The organism is Planobispora rosea (assembly GCF_014648175.1).
GTDB classification, from domain to species: Bacteria; Actinomycetota; Actinomycetes; order Streptosporangiales; family Streptosporangiaceae; genus Planobispora; species Planobispora rosea.
This window is the reverse complement of the sequence record NZ_BMQP01000075.1, coordinates 1-14,897: the sequence shown is the minus strand read 5'-3', so window position 1 is coordinate 14,897 and position 14,897 is coordinate 1. Positions and strand designations below refer to the sequence as shown.

At 71.1% G+C, this 14,897-nt stretch carries 16 protein-coding genes; 9 read left to right on the top strand and 7 right to left on the bottom strand.

Annotated elements, in window-relative coordinates; genetic code table 11:
• The 3 genes from IEZ08_RS37615 to IEZ08_RS37605 all read left to right on the top strand — a co-directional run.
• Positions 1–205 (top strand): hypothetical protein (locus tag IEZ08_RS37615; protein WP_229803938.1); only part of this gene is annotated, 205 nt, incomplete at its 5' end.
• A complete protein-coding gene (locus IEZ08_RS37610; RefSeq protein WP_068922554.1) occupies positions 202–597 on the top strand; it encodes a cytochrome c oxidase subunit 4 in 396 nt (131 codons plus the stop codon). The genes IEZ08_RS37615 and IEZ08_RS37610, both read left to right, overlap by 4 nt.
• A gap of 220 nt (positions 598–817) precedes the next feature.
• The gene (locus tag IEZ08_RS37605) at positions 818–2,047 is read left to right on the top strand and encodes a L,D-transpeptidase (protein WP_084779886.1); all 1,230 of its coding nucleotides are present in this window, start codon (positions 818–820) and stop codon (positions 2,045–2,047) included.
• A 93-nt stretch (positions 2,048–2,140) separates the two neighbouring features.
• Here IEZ08_RS37605 and qcrB read toward each other — a convergent pair whose 3' ends face one another.
• From qcrB to ctaE, 4 genes are read right to left on the bottom strand one after another with little or no spacing between them, the layout of a single operon-like run.
• Entirely contained in the window at positions 2,141–3,799 is a 1,659-nt protein-coding gene (gene qcrB / locus IEZ08_RS37600) for a cytochrome bc1 complex cytochrome b subunit (protein WP_068922556.1), read from the bottom strand.
• A complete protein-coding gene (gene qcrA, locus IEZ08_RS37595) occupies positions 3,796–4,902 on the bottom strand; it encodes a cytochrome bc1 complex Rieske iron-sulfur subunit (protein WP_068922557.1) in 1,107 nt (368 codons plus the stop codon). The genes qcrB and qcrA overlap by 4 nt, the downstream gene beginning before the upstream one ends.
• The gene (gene qcrC, locus IEZ08_RS37590; RefSeq protein ID WP_068922558.1) at positions 4,899–5,711 is read right to left on the bottom strand and encodes a cytochrome bc1 complex diheme cytochrome c subunit; all 813 of its coding nucleotides are present in this window, start codon (positions 5,709–5,711) and stop codon (positions 4,899–4,901) included. Before qcrC ends, qcrA begins: the two co-directional genes overlap by 4 nt.
• Positions 5,712–5,727: 16 nt before the next feature.
• Positions 5,728–6,345 (bottom strand): aa3-type cytochrome oxidase subunit III, encoded by a 618-nt coding sequence (gene ctaE, locus IEZ08_RS37585; RefSeq protein WP_068922559.1) that lies wholly within the window; start codon positions 6,343–6,345, stop codon positions 5,728–5,730.
• A 195-nt stretch (positions 6,346–6,540) separates the two neighbouring features.
• Between ctaE and IEZ08_RS37580 the strand changes: the two genes are divergently transcribed.
• The 3 genes from IEZ08_RS37580 (at position 6,541) to IEZ08_RS37570 (ending at position 9,263) form a co-directional block, all read left to right on the top strand.
• Complete coding sequence (locus IEZ08_RS37580) at positions 6,541–6,939, top strand: response regulator (protein ID WP_084780936.1); 399 nt, start codon at positions 6,541–6,543, stop codon at positions 6,937–6,939.
• Positions 6,940–7,172: 233 nt separating this feature from the next.
• The gene (gene trpD, locus IEZ08_RS37575) at positions 7,173–8,216 is read left to right on the top strand and encodes an anthranilate phosphoribosyltransferase (RefSeq protein WP_068922561.1); all 1,044 of its coding nucleotides are present in this window, start codon (positions 7,173–7,175) and stop codon (positions 8,214–8,216) included.
• 84 nt (positions 8,217–8,300) lie between these two features.
• Positions 8,301–9,263: a sensor histidine kinase gene (locus tag IEZ08_RS37570; protein ID WP_068922562.1), complete on the top strand. Its 963-nt coding sequence runs from the start codon at positions 8,301–8,303 to the stop codon at positions 9,261–9,263.
• Here IEZ08_RS37570 and IEZ08_RS37565 read toward each other — a convergent pair.
• From IEZ08_RS37565 to IEZ08_RS37555, 3 genes are all read right to left on the bottom strand, one after another.
• On the bottom strand, positions 9,206–9,493 hold the full coding sequence (locus IEZ08_RS37565) for an Lrp/AsnC family transcriptional regulator (protein ID WP_068922563.1): 288 nt from the start codon (positions 9,491–9,493) through the stop codon (positions 9,206–9,208). The two genes, IEZ08_RS37570 and IEZ08_RS37565, sit on opposite strands and share 58 nt — an antisense overlap.
• A gap of 42 nt (positions 9,494–9,535) precedes the next feature.
• Complete coding sequence (locus IEZ08_RS37560) at positions 9,536–11,290, bottom strand: DEDD exonuclease domain-containing protein (RefSeq protein ID WP_068922564.1); 1,755 nt, start codon at positions 11,288–11,290, stop codon at positions 9,536–9,538.
• A 142-nt stretch (positions 11,291–11,432) separates the two neighbouring features.
• Positions 11,433–11,651, bottom strand: a complete 219-nt coding sequence (locus IEZ08_RS37555) for a hypothetical protein (RefSeq protein WP_068928598.1) — start codon at positions 11,649–11,651, stop codon at positions 11,433–11,435.
• A gap of 110 nt (positions 11,652–11,761) precedes the next feature.
• Between IEZ08_RS37555 and IEZ08_RS37550 the strand changes: the two genes are divergently transcribed.
• From IEZ08_RS37550 to IEZ08_RS37540, 3 genes are all read left to right on the top strand, one after another.
• On the top strand, positions 11,762–12,976 hold the full coding sequence (locus IEZ08_RS37550; RefSeq protein WP_229803936.1) for a sensor histidine kinase: 1,215 nt from the start codon (positions 11,762–11,764) through the stop codon (positions 12,974–12,976).
• 46 nt (positions 12,977–13,022) lie between these two features.
• Positions 13,023–13,697 carry a response regulator gene (locus IEZ08_RS37545; protein WP_068928599.1) on the top strand — a complete coding sequence of 225 codons (675 nt, stop codon included), beginning with the start codon at positions 13,023–13,025 and terminating at the stop codon, positions 13,695–13,697.
• A gap of 203 nt (positions 13,698–13,900) precedes the next feature.
• On the top strand, positions 13,901–14,897 hold a 997-nt coding region (locus IEZ08_RS37540), incomplete at its 3' end, for a hypothetical protein (RefSeq protein ID WP_189244082.1).

The window sequence follows — 14,897 nt, the reverse complement described above, 5'->3', positions numbered from 1 at the left end:
GCGGCACAACTTCACCTCGCTGCCGCGCATCCGCTCCGAGCGCCCCGCCTTCGACCTCAAGCACCCGCACGCCACGGCTCCCACGCCCTCCGGGTCGCCGGCTCTTCCCGCTGAGCGCAAGGACTCGCCCGGACCGAAGGACATCAAGGACTCGCGCGGGCCGAAGGACATCAAGGACTCGAACGGGCCGGAGGAGATCCGATGAAGGTTCAGGGCTGGATGTTCATCCTCGTCGGCGTCTTCTTCGCCGCGGTGGACGTCGTCTACTGGTACTGGTCCAAGGAGCCGGTCGGCACGACGGCGATGGCGATCTCGGTCGGCTTCGCCCTCATGATCGGCTACTACCTGCTCTACACGGCGCGCCGCATCGGCAACCAGCCGGAGGACAACAAGGAAGGCGAGATCAGCGACGGCGCCGGGGAACTCGGCTTCTTCAGCCCCCACAGCTGGTGGCCGCTCTTCCTCTGCCTGGCCATCGCGCTCACCGCGGCCGGTTTCGCGATCGGCTGGTGGCTGTTCCTGATCGGCGTCTTCGCGACGATCATGGCGACGATCGGGTTCGTCTTCGAGTACTACCGGGGCAACTTCTCGCACTGATCCCCGACCCGGCCGCGGCGCGCTGCGCGGCCGGGATCGCCCCGTCGGGCGCTGTGAACGCCGAGCGTCCCGCGATCCGCCGGAAGCGGGCCACGGAAACCTTCCGTGGCCCGCTTTTTGGCGTTTATTACCTGCTCAAGGAGGAGGTGTCAGATGCCGCACGGCTCACCCCGGGTAAGTACCGAGCGGGAAAGATCAAACGATGACGGGGGAGTTCATTGTGGGGAAGGTGATCCGCGGCTCGGCCCGTGCGCCGGGACTGCTGGCGCTGGCGCTGGTGACGGCGTGCTCGGCGGGCGGCATCTCGGGCACGGGGGAGGTGGCGGGTGATCCCCGCCGGGCCGCGGCCCCGAAGGCGGCGCCGGCCGCGACGGTGGTCGTGGCGCCCGCGGACCGCAGCGGGAACGTGCCGACCGACACGACCGTCCTGATCGGAGCCGGGGGCGGCACGCTGAAGAAGGTGACCGTGAAGAGCCGCAGAGGCTCCCTGCAGGGCGCACTGAGCGCCGACCGCACCCAGTGGCGCAGCCGGGGCACGGCCGCTCCCGGGACCACCTACGAGGTCACCGCGGTGGCGGTCAACGCGGACGGCGACACCACCGAGTCCGTCACGTCCTTCACCACCGTACGGGCGCGGCAGGCCTTCTCCGTGACGAGCCTCATGCCGCACGAGGACTACACCGGCCTGACCGTGGGCGTCGGCATGCCGATCATGATGAGCTTCGACCGCGACATCACCGACCGCGTCTCCGTCGAGCGGAACCTCCTGGTCCGCACCTCCAAGCCGGTCAAGGGAGCCTGGCACTGGTTCGACGACCGTACGGTGCACTTCCGGCCCAAGACCTTCTGGCCCGCCAACACCAGGGTCCGTCTGGAGGCCCGGCTGGCCGGGGTGCACGGCGGCGGCGGCGCGTACGGCAGGCGCGACCACGTCCTCGACTTCAAGATCGGCCGCTCCCAGATCACCGAGGGCAGCGTCAAGGACCACCACCTGACGGTCCGGCGCAACGGGAAGGTGATCCGGGAGATCCCGATGAGCGCGGGCAAGGGCGGGCTGTGGAAGTACCACACGACCAGCGGCATCCATCTGGCCATGTCCCGCGAGCCGGTGACCATCATGACCTCACCCGGCATCGGCCCCGGGCAGCCGGGCTACTACCGCCTGACCGTCTACAACACCGTCCGCATCTCCAACAGCGGCGAGTACATCCACAGCGCCCCGTGGTCCGTCGGCTCGCAGGGGAGCGCCAACGTGAGCCACGGCTGCGTCAACGTCAGCCCCGGCCACGCGAAGTGGTTCCTCGACAACACCCTGATCGGTGATCCGATCATCATCACCGGTTCCCCGCGTGTGCTGGAGCCCCTGAACGGCTGGGGTCACTGGCAGGAGGACTGGACGCAGTGGACCCGGTGGAGCACCACCAAGAGCTTCATCACCGAGTCCGCCTGAGGTCTCCCGGGGGCGCTCCCCGGGGACGGCGAAGGCCCGGGCGGTCGAACCGCCCGGGCCTTCGCCGTTCCGTCCTGCCCGTGATCCGGGCTGCTAGTGGGTGATGGACTTGTCCTCGGTCGCACCCACCGCGGCGTGCTCGCCGGCGTCGTCATGCGCGGGACCGTGGCCGTGGCCGTCGTCCAGCGGGATCTTCTCGCCGCCGTAGGCCTTGCTCATCTTGGCCTTGAGCTTGCCGATCGGGCCGCGCAGGCCCTTGGGCGGGATGCCGCCGGGCTCGGTGTCGACCCCGGAGATCATCGGGATCGGCTCCTTGCCCCGCATGTGGGCCTCGATGTCCTCGGCCGGGGGCACGTGGACCTCGATGTACTCGCCGTGGGGCAGGCGCTTGATGACGCCCGACTCCACGCCGTGCCCGATGATCGCGGCGTCGCTGCGCTGCAGGCCCAGGCAGATCCGGTAGGTGATGATGTAGGCGATGACCGGGCCGACGAAGATCAGGACCCGGCCGACGTACGTCGTCCAGTTGAGCGAGACGTGGAACGTCCAGGAGATCTCGTCGTTGGCGCCCAGCAGCCACAGCAGGCCGTAGAAGGTGATGCCGGCCATGCCGATCGCGGTGCGGTGCGGGTTGTTGCGCGGACGGTCCGCGACGTGGTGCTCGCGGCGGTCGCCGGTGATCCACTGTTCGATGAACGGATACAGGGCCAGGCCCGTCATGACGATGCCCAGCGGGACCAGCGCCGGGATGATCACGCTCAGCGCGAGCGTGTACCCGAAGATGTTGATCTCCCACGAGGGCATCAGGCGGAGCGAGCCTTCGAGGAAGCCCATGTAGTAGTCGGGCTGGGAGCCCGCCGAGATGTCCGCCGGCGTGTAGGGGCCGAACAACCAGATCGGGTTGATCTGCGCGAAGGTGCCCAGCAGCGCGATGACGCCGAAGGTGAACATGAAGTAGGCGCCGGCCTTGGCCATGAAGGCCGGGTAGAACGGGGCGCCCACCACGTTGTTGTTCGTCCGGCCCTTGCCCGGCATCTGCGTGTGCTTCTGCACCCACATGAGGATCATGTGGGCGGAGATCAGCGCCAGCAGGACGCCCGGGATGAGCAGGATGTGCAGCGAGTAGAAGCGGGCGATGATGTCCTCGCCCGGATACTCGCCGCCGAACAGGAAGAAGGTGATCCAGGTGCCGACCAGCGGCAGCGAGATCGCCACACCCTCGGTGATCCGCAGACCGGCGCCGGAGAGCAGGTCGTCGGGGAGGGAGTAGCCGGTCAGACCCTCGAACAGCGCGAGGCTGAGCATGATGACGCCGATGATCCAGTTGAGCTCACGCGGCTTGCGGTATGCACCGGTGAAGAACACGCGGAGCATGTGCACCATCATGCCGGCGATGAACAGCAGGGCGGCCCAGTGGTGCATCTGCCGCATCAGCAGGCCGCCGCGGATGTCGAAGCTGATCTCCAGCGCCGACGCGTAGGCGGCGGACATCCCGACGCCCTTGAGCGCTTCGTAGGAACCGTCGTAGATGACGTGCTCCATGCTCGGCTTGAAGAAGAACGTCAGGAACGTCCCGGTGAGCAGCAGCACGATGAACGAGTACAGGGCGATCTCGCCCAGCAGGAACGACCAGTGGTCGGGGAAGACCTTGCGCAGGTTGCGCCTGAGGAAGTTCCCCGCGCCGAGGCGGTCGTCGAGGTAGGCGCTCGGCCCCGCGATGGGCTTGGGAACACCGGCGGTGGAGTGGCTCATGACTGGCCTCCGTTCTCACGAACCTCGGCCTCGGCGTCGCCGCGCTCCCAGAAGCTGGGACCGACGGGAACGGGGAAGTCGCCCGTGGCGACGAGGTAGCCCTCTTCGTCCACGGCGATCGGCAACTGGGGCAGAGGTCGGGCGGCCGGGCCGAAGACGACCTTGGCGCCGTCGGCGGCGTCGAAGGTCGACTGGTGGCACGGGCACAGGATGTGGTGCGTGGTCTGCTCGTACAGGGCCGCGGGGCAGCCGACGTGCGTGCAGATCTTGGAGTAGGCCACGATCCCGTCGTGCGTCCAGTTCAGGTTCGTGCCGGACTTGAGCTCCTCCGGGCGGAACTTGATCAGGATGAGCGTGGCCTTGGCCAGGGCGTTCAGGTCGTGCTCGTAGCCCTCGGGCACGACCGAGAGGATGCCGCCGGGGGAGTTGAAGTCGGCCGCGCGGATCGGCGCGCCGGTGCCCTCGACGACGAGCTTGCGGTTCTTGCCCTCCTTGGTCTTCTCGCCCCAGACCGTGTGCCGCAGCTTCGCCGGGAAGTCGCTGTAGTTCGGGCCGAGGTCGCGCAGGAGCACCAGCGGGGCCAGGCCCAGCGGGGCCGCGGCGGCCAGGAGCGTACGGCGCAGCAGCGGCCGCTTGGTGATGCCGCTCTCGGCCGCGCCCTGCAGGAAGGTCTCGCCGACGTACGCCCGGGTCTCGCCGTCGGAGGCCATCGCGTGGCGCTCCTGGATCAGCTTGTACTTGGGCATGACCATGCGGACCCAGACCACCAGGCCCGAGGCCAGCGAGAGCAGCGCCAGGGTGAGTGAGCCGCCCAGCGCCAGGTTGGAGATCCGGGCTCTCTCCACGTCGCCGACCTGGAACGCCACGTAGGAGACGATGAACGCGATCCCGGACAGGAGCGTGACGGTGAAGAGGAGGGCGGCGATCTTCTCGCCCTTCTTCGCGGTCTTCTCGTCCTGCAGGTCGACACCGGGGACGTCGGCCGCCCCGGTGTTCTCCTCCCTGCCGAGCAGGGCCGTGCTCGTCGCGGGCGAAGGGGTGCCGACGATGCGCTTGGGAACGCGCTCGTCGGGCTGCTCGATGTCCTTCATGTTGTCTGTCATTGGGCCTGTCGCTTCTTCGCGGTGATCCAGATGGCGGCCAGAACGAGCAGGCTGATGCCCACGACCCAGAGCACGAGGCCCTCGGTGACCGGACCGATGCGGCCGAGACCGGCGCCGCCGGGGTTGGGCTCGTGCTGCAGGCCGATGATGTAGGCGATCATGTCGCGCTTCTGCTCGGGCGTGATGATGCTGTCGTTGAACACCGGCATCGCCTGCGGGCCGGTGATCATGGCCTCGTAGATCTGAGTCGGAGTGGCCTCGGTCAGCTCGGGGGCGTACTTGCCCTGCGTCAGAGCACCGCCGGCGCCGACGAAGTTGTGGCACTGGATGCAGTTCGCGCGGAACAGCTCGCCACCCTTCGCCCGGTTGCCCTTGGCCGGATCGACCTGCTCGGCGGTCGGCACGGTCGGGCCGCCGCCGAGGGACTGGACGTAGGCGCTGAGCTGGCGGATGGTGTCCTCGTTCACCCAGGGGGCCGGCTTCTTGCGCGGTGCCTGGGCGCCCAGGGTGGCCAGGGGCATACGGCCGCTGCCGACCTGGAAGTCCACCGACGCGGCGCCGACGCCCACGAGGGTCGGGCCGCGGCCCTGGATGCCCTCGGCGTTGAGGCCGTGGCAGCTGGCGCAGCTCTGCTGGAAGAGCTTCTTGCCCTCCGCCACGTCGTCGGCCCTGCCGGAGGCGATGGCCGCGTCGGCCCGCTCACTCGTCGGGGCCACCAGGGTGTAGGAGAACCCCAGCAGCCCCAAGGCCAGAAGCAGGACGGCGTATCTCGCGAGCGGATGCCGCCGCCTAGCGGTGATCCTATTCACAGAGATCCCCGATTCCTTAATGAATGCCGTAGATGGTCACGAAAAGGCCGATCCAGACCACATCAACGAAGTGCCAGTAGTAGGACACGACGATCGCGCTGGTCGCCTGCTCACGGGTGAAGCGCTTCGCGGCGTACGTGCGTCCCAGCATGAACAGGAACGCGATCAGTCCACCGGTCACGTGGAGGCCGTGGAAGCCCGTGGTCAGGTAGAACACCGAGTCGTACGCGGTGTGCGACAGGGTGTGCCCCTCGGAGAAGAGCTCGGAGTACTCGTACAGCTGACCGGCGACGAAGACGGCGCCCATGATGAAGCTGACGATGTACCAGAACCGCAGCTTCGCGACCTGGCCCTTCTCGGCGGCCCACACGCCCAGCTGGCACGTCACACTCGACAGGACCAGGATGATCGTGTTGCCCAGTGCGAACGGGACGTTGAGGTGAGCCTCGGGCCAGGGGAGTCCCTGGCCGATGCTCACCGACCGGATGGTGAAGTACATCGCGAACAGCGCCGCGAAGAACATGAGCTCGGAGGACAGCCAGACGATCGTCCCGACGCTGACCATGTCGGGTCTGCTGGACGAGTGGGCTGTCGTCGTCGTTGGTATTGCGGATGCTGTCGCCACGGGCAGCATTATTGCGGCTCCCCTGGTCGGGTCGCCGCACGACCCCCCGTTAGGGGGTTCAACCGCCTCGCTAATCTGGACGTATCGGGCAATCTATGCGCGGGGGCCTCCGCTCTGGGTCTCCAGGCGAGGTGACCGGTAGCATCCCAGGTGACCATACATCGACAAGGGATAGTGAGCGCGACCTTGAGCACCGACGACAAGATGAGGGTCCTCGTCTACAGCGACGACGCGAGCACCCGAGAGAAGGTGCGCCAGGCGATCGGCCGGCGTCCGGCCGCCGACGTGCCCCTCGTGGAGATCGTGGAGTGCGCCACCCACGCGAAGGTCGTCCAGCACTTCGACTCGGGCGAGATCGACGTCGCCGTGCTCGACGCGGAGGCCAAGCCGGCCGGCGGCATGGGCGTGGCCCGCCAGGCCAAGGACGAGGTCCACGACTGCCCGCCCATCTGCCTGCTGATCGCCCGGCGCGACGACCGCTGGCTGGCCGAGTGGTCCCGCGCCGAGGCCGTCGTGGCGCAGCCGATCGACCCGGTGACGCTGGCCGAGACCGTCGCCGGCCTCATGCGCCACCGTCTGTCCACCCGGCTGACCGCCCGCTGACGGCCGTCTGTCCTCCCGGCTGACCGCCCGCTGACGGCCGTCTGTCCTCCCGGCTGACCGCCCGCTGACGGCCGTCTGTCCTCCCGGCTGACCGCCCACTGGCGGCCGTCTGTCCTTCCGGCCCCCCTCCGGCGGACCGGTCGCCGGCGGCCCGGCCGCCCTCCCGCCCGCCGGACCGCCCGCCAGCGGTCCGGCCGGCACCGGTAGAACCGCAGACCCCCTACGGAGACCCCATGGACGCGCGCACCACCTGGCCCGCGCTGCTGTCGGCCCTGCTCGCCGGCGAGCACCTGACGGCGGACGAGACCGCCTGGGCGATGAACGAGATCATGTCCGGTGCGGCGACCCCCGCGCAGATCGCCGGGTTCGCGGTGGCGCTGCGGGCGAAGGGCGAGACGGTCGCGGAGGTGACCGGCCTGGCCCGCACGATGCTGGAACGGGCCACCCCGCTCTCGGTCGAGGGCCCGGTCGTGGACATCGTCGGCACCGGCGGCGACCGCGCGCACACCGTCAACGTCTCCACCATGGCCGCGATCGTGGCCGCCGCGGCGGGCGCGCGGGTGGTCAAGCACGGCAACCGGGCGGCCTCCTCCTCCTGCGGCGCCGCCGACGTGCTGGAGCACCTCGGGGTCGTACTGGACCTGGCCCCGGCGGACACCGCCAGGGTCGCGGTCGAGGCGGGCATCGCCTTCTGCTTCGCGCCGGTCTACCACCCCGCGCTGCGCTTCGCCGGGCCCACGCGCAAGGAGATCGGCGTGCCGACGGTCTTCAACTTCCTGGGCCCGCTGACCAACCCGGCCCGCCCGGCGGCCCAGGCGATCGGCGTCTACGACGCCCGCATGCTCCCGGTCGTGGCCGGCGTCTTCGCCGAGCGGGGCGTCTCGGCCCTGGTGTTCCGGGGCGACGACGGCCTCGACGAGCTCACCATCGCCACCACGTCCACGGTCTGGGTGATCCGTGACGGCGCCGCCCGGCAGACCGTCTTCGACCCGGCGGTGCTCGGCATCCCCCGGGCGGAGGCGGGGGCGCTGCGCGGCGGGGACGTGACCTTCAACGCCCAGGCCGTGCACGACCTCCTCGGCGGGAAGACCGGTCCGGTCCGTGACGCGGTGCTGCTCAACGCCGCCGCGGCCCTGGTCGCGCTCGACGGCCCCGGGGACGACCTGGACGCCGAGATGACCGCGGCCTACGCCCGGACCACGCAGGCGGTCGACTCCGGCGCCGCCGCCGCCACCCTGGACCGCTGGATCGAGGTCAGCGCGTCGTTGCGGTCGTGACCGGCGCGGCTCCTCTCACGGGCGGATGGGAGGTCCCCCCGTGAGGGGACGCCCCCGTCCGGACGGGCGGCCTACATTGCCGCCATGTGGCGTGTTGACCTGATCGATGTCCTCCTCCTGCTCGTGGCGGCGGGCCTGTCCCTGGCCGCCGCGCGGCTCGCCCGCGACCGCAGGCGCCTGGCCGCGCGCCTGCGGGACGGGCAGGCGGAGCTCGCCGGGCACCGGGACGCGCTGACCCACGCCGCCCTGGCCGCCGAACGCGCCCGCATCGCCCACGAGCTGCACGACGTGGTCGCCCACGGGATCAGCGTGATGACGCTCGGCGTCGGCGCCGGTCGCATGATCATGGAGAAGGACCCGGTCCGGGCCCGCGAGACGTTGTGGGAGGCCGAGGAGTCCGGCCGCCAGGCCCTCGCGGAACTGCAGCGCATGCTGGGACTGTTCGGCCACGGCGGCGTCCCGGCGAGCAGGGCGCCCCAGCCCCGGCTGTCCGACCTCGCCGACCTGCTCGCCAAGGTGCGCGCGGAGGGCTTGCGCGTGGAGGTGGTCGAGGACGGCCGCCCGGCCGAGGTCGGCCCCACGCTGGAGCTGGCCGCCTACCGGATCGTCCAGGAGTCGCTGCGCAACACCCTGCGGCACGCCGGGGCCGGGGCGGCCCGCGTCACGCTGCGCTGGCGTCCGGGCTTCCTGGACGTCCTGGTCCGCGACGACGGGCGGGCGGCGCCCACCGGGCCCACCGCGATCCCCGGGGCCGCCGGAACCACCGCGACCCCCGGGAACGGCCTGCTCGGGATGCGCGAGCGCGTCACCTTGTTCGGCGGGACCCTGCAGGCGGCGCCGCACCCCGACGGGGGCTTCGAGGTGTGGGCCCGGTTGCCCACGGCCGGGGAGGCGCGCGGCTCCTATCCGCCGTGGCAGGCCGCCCGCCCGGCCGGGCCCGCGCAGCCCGGGGAACTCACGGAACCCGGGGAAGCCGCGGAATCCCCGCGTCAGTCGGACTCGCTGAGCCCGAGGGAGAAAGCGGCGTCGAGATCGTGCCTGGAGTAGGCACGGAAGGCGATGTGCGTCTCGGTGTGCAGCACCCCGGAGACCTTGTTGATCCGGCCGGGGATGACCTCGGCGATCTCCTCGTAGGCGGTGACGCGGACCATGGCCATCAGGTCGTACTCACCGGTGACGGAGTAGACCTCGCTCACCCCGTCGATCTCGGCGATCGTCTGGGCGACCTCGGGGATCCGGTCCACCTCCGCGTTGATGTGCACGATCGCGGTGATCACAGCTTCCTCCTCATTGAGTACGGCATGCAGGATCCGAAGTTATCAGCGCTCGGGGCGGCCCTCGCTCCACCGGTGCGGCGGGGTGTCCATCCGCTCGTAGGCGCGGTCGATGCGCGCCTTGAGCCGGCCCGAGCCCGAGACCGGCAGGCTCCAGGTGCCCTCCACCTGGACCAGCCGCACGCCCGGGGTCTCCAGCCAGCGCAGGATGCACTCGGTCTCCTCGGCTCCGGCCGCGGGTATGGGGCCCGGGCCGGGGGAGACGGTCTCGGCGGTGGCCACCAGCGCGTCCACGAACGGCGTGGGGTGCGCGCCGGCGGGCATCACCCCGGCGGAGGCCAGCCGGCCGTACCGGACGACGTGGATCTCCCAGCCGCCGCCCGCCAGGGGAGCGGCCGCGACCAGGTGCGGGATCGACGTCAGCGCCCGCAGCCGCTGCATCCGGGCCGAGACGCGGATGAAGGCGGCGAGCCGGTCGCGGTCGGCCGCGGCCTCCTCGTAACGCTGGTCGGCGGCGAGCCGCTGCATCCGGGCCTCGATCGCGCTGAAGACCGGGGCGGCGTCCAGCTCCATGGCCCGGCGGGCGGCGGCGGCGTGCCGGCCGTACTCCTCGGCGTCCAGACGGCCCTCGCACGGTGCGCCGCACCTGCCGAGGCCGGCCAGCGCGCACGCCGAGCGCCTCGTGCGGTCGGTGACCCGCAGCGGGATCCGGTCGGAGCACTGGCGGAGCGGCACCGCCTCGTGCAGCGCGGTGCGGGCGTCCTCGGCGGCGCGGGCGCTGGTGAACGGGCCCAGGTAGCCGGCCCGGTCGTCCTTGATCTCGCGGACGACCGACAGGCGCGGGAACGGCTCGTCGGTGAGCTTGAGCCAGACGACCTTCTCCGGGAAACGCGACCTGCGGTTGTAGCGCGGCTTGGCCGAGCCGATCAGCCGCAGCTCCCGGACCTCCGCCTCCAGCGCGGTCGCGCAGACGATGGGCCGGACCCGCGCGGCGATGCCGACCATCTCCCGGATGCGAGGGCGGGTCTCGCTCGCGGTGAAGTATCCGCGGACCCGGGTGCGGAGGTTGACGCTCTTGCCGACGTAGAGCGGCTCGCCGCGGTCGTCCTCGAAGACGTAGACGCCGGGCGCGGAGGGGATCGTCTCGGCCAGGTGCCGCTTGCGGCGCTGCTCCGGCGTGGGCGCGCGGACGAAGCCCGTCAGCTCCTCCAGGGTGTGCACGCCGAAGGAGCCCGCCCGCTCCAGCAACGCGTGCAGCACGTCCACGGTGGCCCGGGCGTCGGACAGCGCGCGGTGACACGGCTCGGTCGAGCTGAAGAGGCGGGCCAGCGTGGCGAGCTTGCAGTTGGGGGCCTCGTCCCGGGTCAGCAGCTTGCGGGCCAGCTTGACGGTGTCGACGACGGGATGGACGGGAGGGGGATAGCCGTGGGCCGCGCAGGCCGCCTTGATGAACCCCACGTCGAAGCCCGCGTTGTGGGCGACCAGCGTGGTGCCCGCGGCGAACTCCAGGAAGGCGGGGAGCACGGACTCGATCTTCGGGGCGGCCGTGACCATCGCGTCGGTGATGCCGGTCAGCACCGAGATGAACGGGGGGATGGGGGTCCCGGGGTCGACCAGGGTGCCGAACTCGCCCAGCACCTGCCCGCCCCGCACCTTCACCGCGCCGATCTCGGTGATCGCGTGCTCGGCCGCGGAGACGCCCGTGGTCTCCAGGTCGAACACCACGAACGTGATCCGGTCGAGCGGGGTGCCCAGCTCGTCCAGAGTTCCCTGCACGGCATCTTCCACGGTCACGACCATAGGAGCCGCGACCGACATTTAGCACGGCGGATGCCATGACGCGCATCACAGCGCGCATCACAGCGCGCATCACGGCGCACGTCACGGTGCGCTTCGGAGACGCGGCCGGGACGTCCGGTTCAGGGGTTCAGGAGGGTGCGGTTCAGAAGGCGCGGTTCTCCGTACGGGCCGCCGCGCACACCGCCACTCCCAGAACGCCGAGCACGATCCCGGCGAGGACCTCCCAGCCCTCCAGGAAGCCGAGACGGTTGACCACGAGGAGGTCGTGGGCCCACCTCCACCACCCCAGGAGGGCGTTCACCACGGTCCCGACGCCCTGGATGATCAGCAGGAGACCGAGTAGCTCGACGAAGCGTCTCATGAGGCCGATCATGGCCGCCGCGGGCATCCGGGCGCATCGGCCGGAGGGCGACACGGCATCGACTTTGGTCGGTTCCGGAAGAGTGAGTATTGCCCTTAATGTCACTATGTGTGACCCAACACGTGACGGAGTACCGCTGGCTGCTGCCCGGGGGCCTGCGCGACGCGCCGCCGAAGGAGCGGCCCAGGGTCCGGCGGTCGACGCGCGACTGGATCGTGGACACCGTCATCTTCCTGCTGGCCGCCGGGATCGGGCTCCTCGCGGCGGTGGAGATACAGGGCAACCTCGACCTGCCGAAGCCGGTACGGATCGCCGACCAGCTCATCGGCGTCGTCTCATGCGCCTCGGTGTGGCTGCGCCGGCGCTGGCCCGTGGGTCTCGCCCTGGCCCTCGTGCCGGTCTCGCTCGTGTCGGAGGTCGGGGGCGGGGCGGGTGTGGCGGCGCTGTTCACGGTGGCCGTGCACCGGCCGTTCAAGCACGCGGCGCTGGTGGCCGGGCTGAACATGGCGACGGTCCCCGTCTATCTGGTGATGCGGCCTGACCCCGAGCTGTCCTTCCGGGCGGGGCTCGCGGTGATGATCCTGGCCCTTCTGGTCGTGACGATCTGGGGCATGCTCGTGCGGGCCCGCCGCCAGCTCGTGGTCTCCCTGCACGAACGCGCCGAACGGGCCGAGACGGAGGCCGAGCTGCGGGTGGAGGGGGCCAGGCGGCTGGAGCGCGAGCGCATCGCCAGGGAGATGCACGACGTGCTCGCCCACCGGCTCTCGCTGCTCAGCGTGCACGCGGGCGCGCTGGAGTACCGGCCGGACATGCCGCCGGACGACGTGGCCAAGGCGGCGGAGGTGATCCGCTCGGGTGCCCATCAGGCGCTCCAGGACCTGCGTGAGGTCATCGGCGTGCTCCGGCTGGGCGCCGAGGAGACCGTCCCCGACCGGCCCCAGCCGACGCTGTCGGACCTGACCGGCCTGGCGGAGGAGTCGCGGGCGGCGGGCATGGACGTCACCCTCGACCTGAAGGTCACCGGCAAAGAGGAGGTCCCGGCGCGGCTGGGCCGCAACGCCTACCGGATCGCGCAGGAAGGGCTGACCAACGCACGCAAGCACGCCGCCGCCGCGCCGGTGAGCATGGTGGTCGCGGGCGGCCCCGGCGACGGGCTCACCGTCGAGATCCACAACCCCATGACCGAGGGGCAGGCCATCCCGGGCAGCGGCACCGGCCTCATCGGGCTCACCGAACGGGCCGAGCTCATGGGCGGACGCCTGGAGTACGGCAGGGCGCCCGACGGCCGGTTCCGGCTCAGCGCGTGGCTGCCGTGGGCGGCGTGAGGGGCCCGGGCGGCCCGGGACGCGGGAGAGGGCTAACGTGACCGGCATGAGTTCGCCGCCCCCGGGACAGCCGATCCGCGTACTGATCGTCGACGACGACGCCCTCGTCCGGGCCGGGCTCTCGATGATCATCGGTGGTGCCGGTGACATCACCGTCGTGGGAGAGGGCGCCGACGGGGACGAGGTTCCGGAACTGGTGGCGGAGCACCGGCCCGACGTCGTGCTGATGGACATCCGCATGCCCAGAGTGGACGGCCTGACCGCGACCGAGCGCCTGCGCGCCGCCGCTCCGGCGCCCGAGGTGGTCATCCTGACCACCTTCCACGCCGACGCCCAGGTGCTGCGGGCCCTGCGCGCCGGGGCGGCGGGGTTCCTGCTCAAGGACACCCCACCGGGCGAGCTGGTCGCCGCGGTCCGCAAGGTCGGAGCGGGCGAACCCATTCTGTCGCCCGCCGTGACCCGCCAGCTCATCGCGCATGTCGCGGAGGGCGGGGCCGGGTCCCGCCGGGAACGGGCGCTGAGCCTGCTGGCGGGGCTCAGCGAGCGCGAGCGGGAGGTCGCGGTCGCGGTCGGCCAGGGGAGGTCGAACGCGGAGATCGCCGCCGAGCTCTACATGAGCGTGGCCACGGTCAAGGCCCACGTATCGAGGATCCTGGCCAAGTGCGAGCTGAACAACCGCGTCCAGATCGCACTGGTGGTCCACGACGCGGGTCAGGTGTAGGGGCGTCCGCCGGGAGGGTGGGCAGGGACGTTCGCCGGGAGGGTCGGCAGGGGCAGATTTTCCGTTGATTTGGGTTAACCGCCCGGCTCCGGTGCCGATGAGGGGACACCAGGTCCACGGAAGGAACCGAACGACATGTCCGCCTCTGTTCATCCGGTGGCCGCGCCTGCGGCGACGCCGCCCAGCCGGTCCTGCGGGGAATCATGAGATCGGCTCTGCCCGCGGCGGCCCGCACCGCCGTACCGCGTCTCGCCGGTCACCCCCGCGCCTGGCTGGTCTTCCTCCTGCTGGGATGTCTGCTGGCGGTGATCGCGCCGTTCATGGCCCGTTTCTCCCCGGCCGTCGAGGCGCTGCCCTGGATCCTGCTGCCGGCGGCCTCCGCCGTGGCCGTCGTCGTGGGGATGCGCCGGTACGGCCCGCGCGGGTCCTGGCCGTGGCTCCTGGTGTGCGCGGGGTTCCTGACCAACCTGCTGGGGACCGTCCTCGGCTGGAGCATCGGCTGGATCTGGCTGGGGGACCCCTTCGTCCTGCGCCTTTACCAGATCGCCATCGTCGCCTCCTACGTCATGCCGCTGGCCGCGCTGGTCATCCTGAGCCTGAAGGCCACGGGCTCGCGCGGGGCCGCGCTCCTGGACGCGGGCGTCATCACCGTCGGCGTGGCCATGCCGCTGTGGACCCTGTTCCTCGACCCGATCCTGGACCGCGCCCCGGACGTCGGCGCCGATCTCGCCTCCACGCTGGCCCTGCCCGTCATCGACCTGTTCATCGTCGGTCTCGTGGTGCGCATCGCCCTCGACAACAACCGCGCGCCGTGGCTGAACATGCTGAGCGCCTCCTACGTGGCCATGTTCTTCTCCGACATCGTCTACCTGCTGGACCAGGCGTCGGGCCGGTCGTACGGAGCCGTCACCACGGTCTGCTGGCTGGGCTGGGCGGCCCTGGTCGGGGCCGCCATGCTGCATCCCAGCCTGGCCGGCGCCCGCCACACGCAGATGTCCGCCCTGTCCGGGCGGGTCCGGGTGACCATGTTCCTGGCGCCGGCCCTGCTCAGCCCGCTGGTCTCCGTCCTGGGCCGGACGTTCATGGGCGTCGGTGAGCCGGTCTCCGCCCACGACGCCATGACGGTCACGGCGCTGACCGTGCTGCTGGCCGTACTGCTGGTGCTGCGGCTGAGCGTCGTCGCCAAGGTGGCCGAGACCC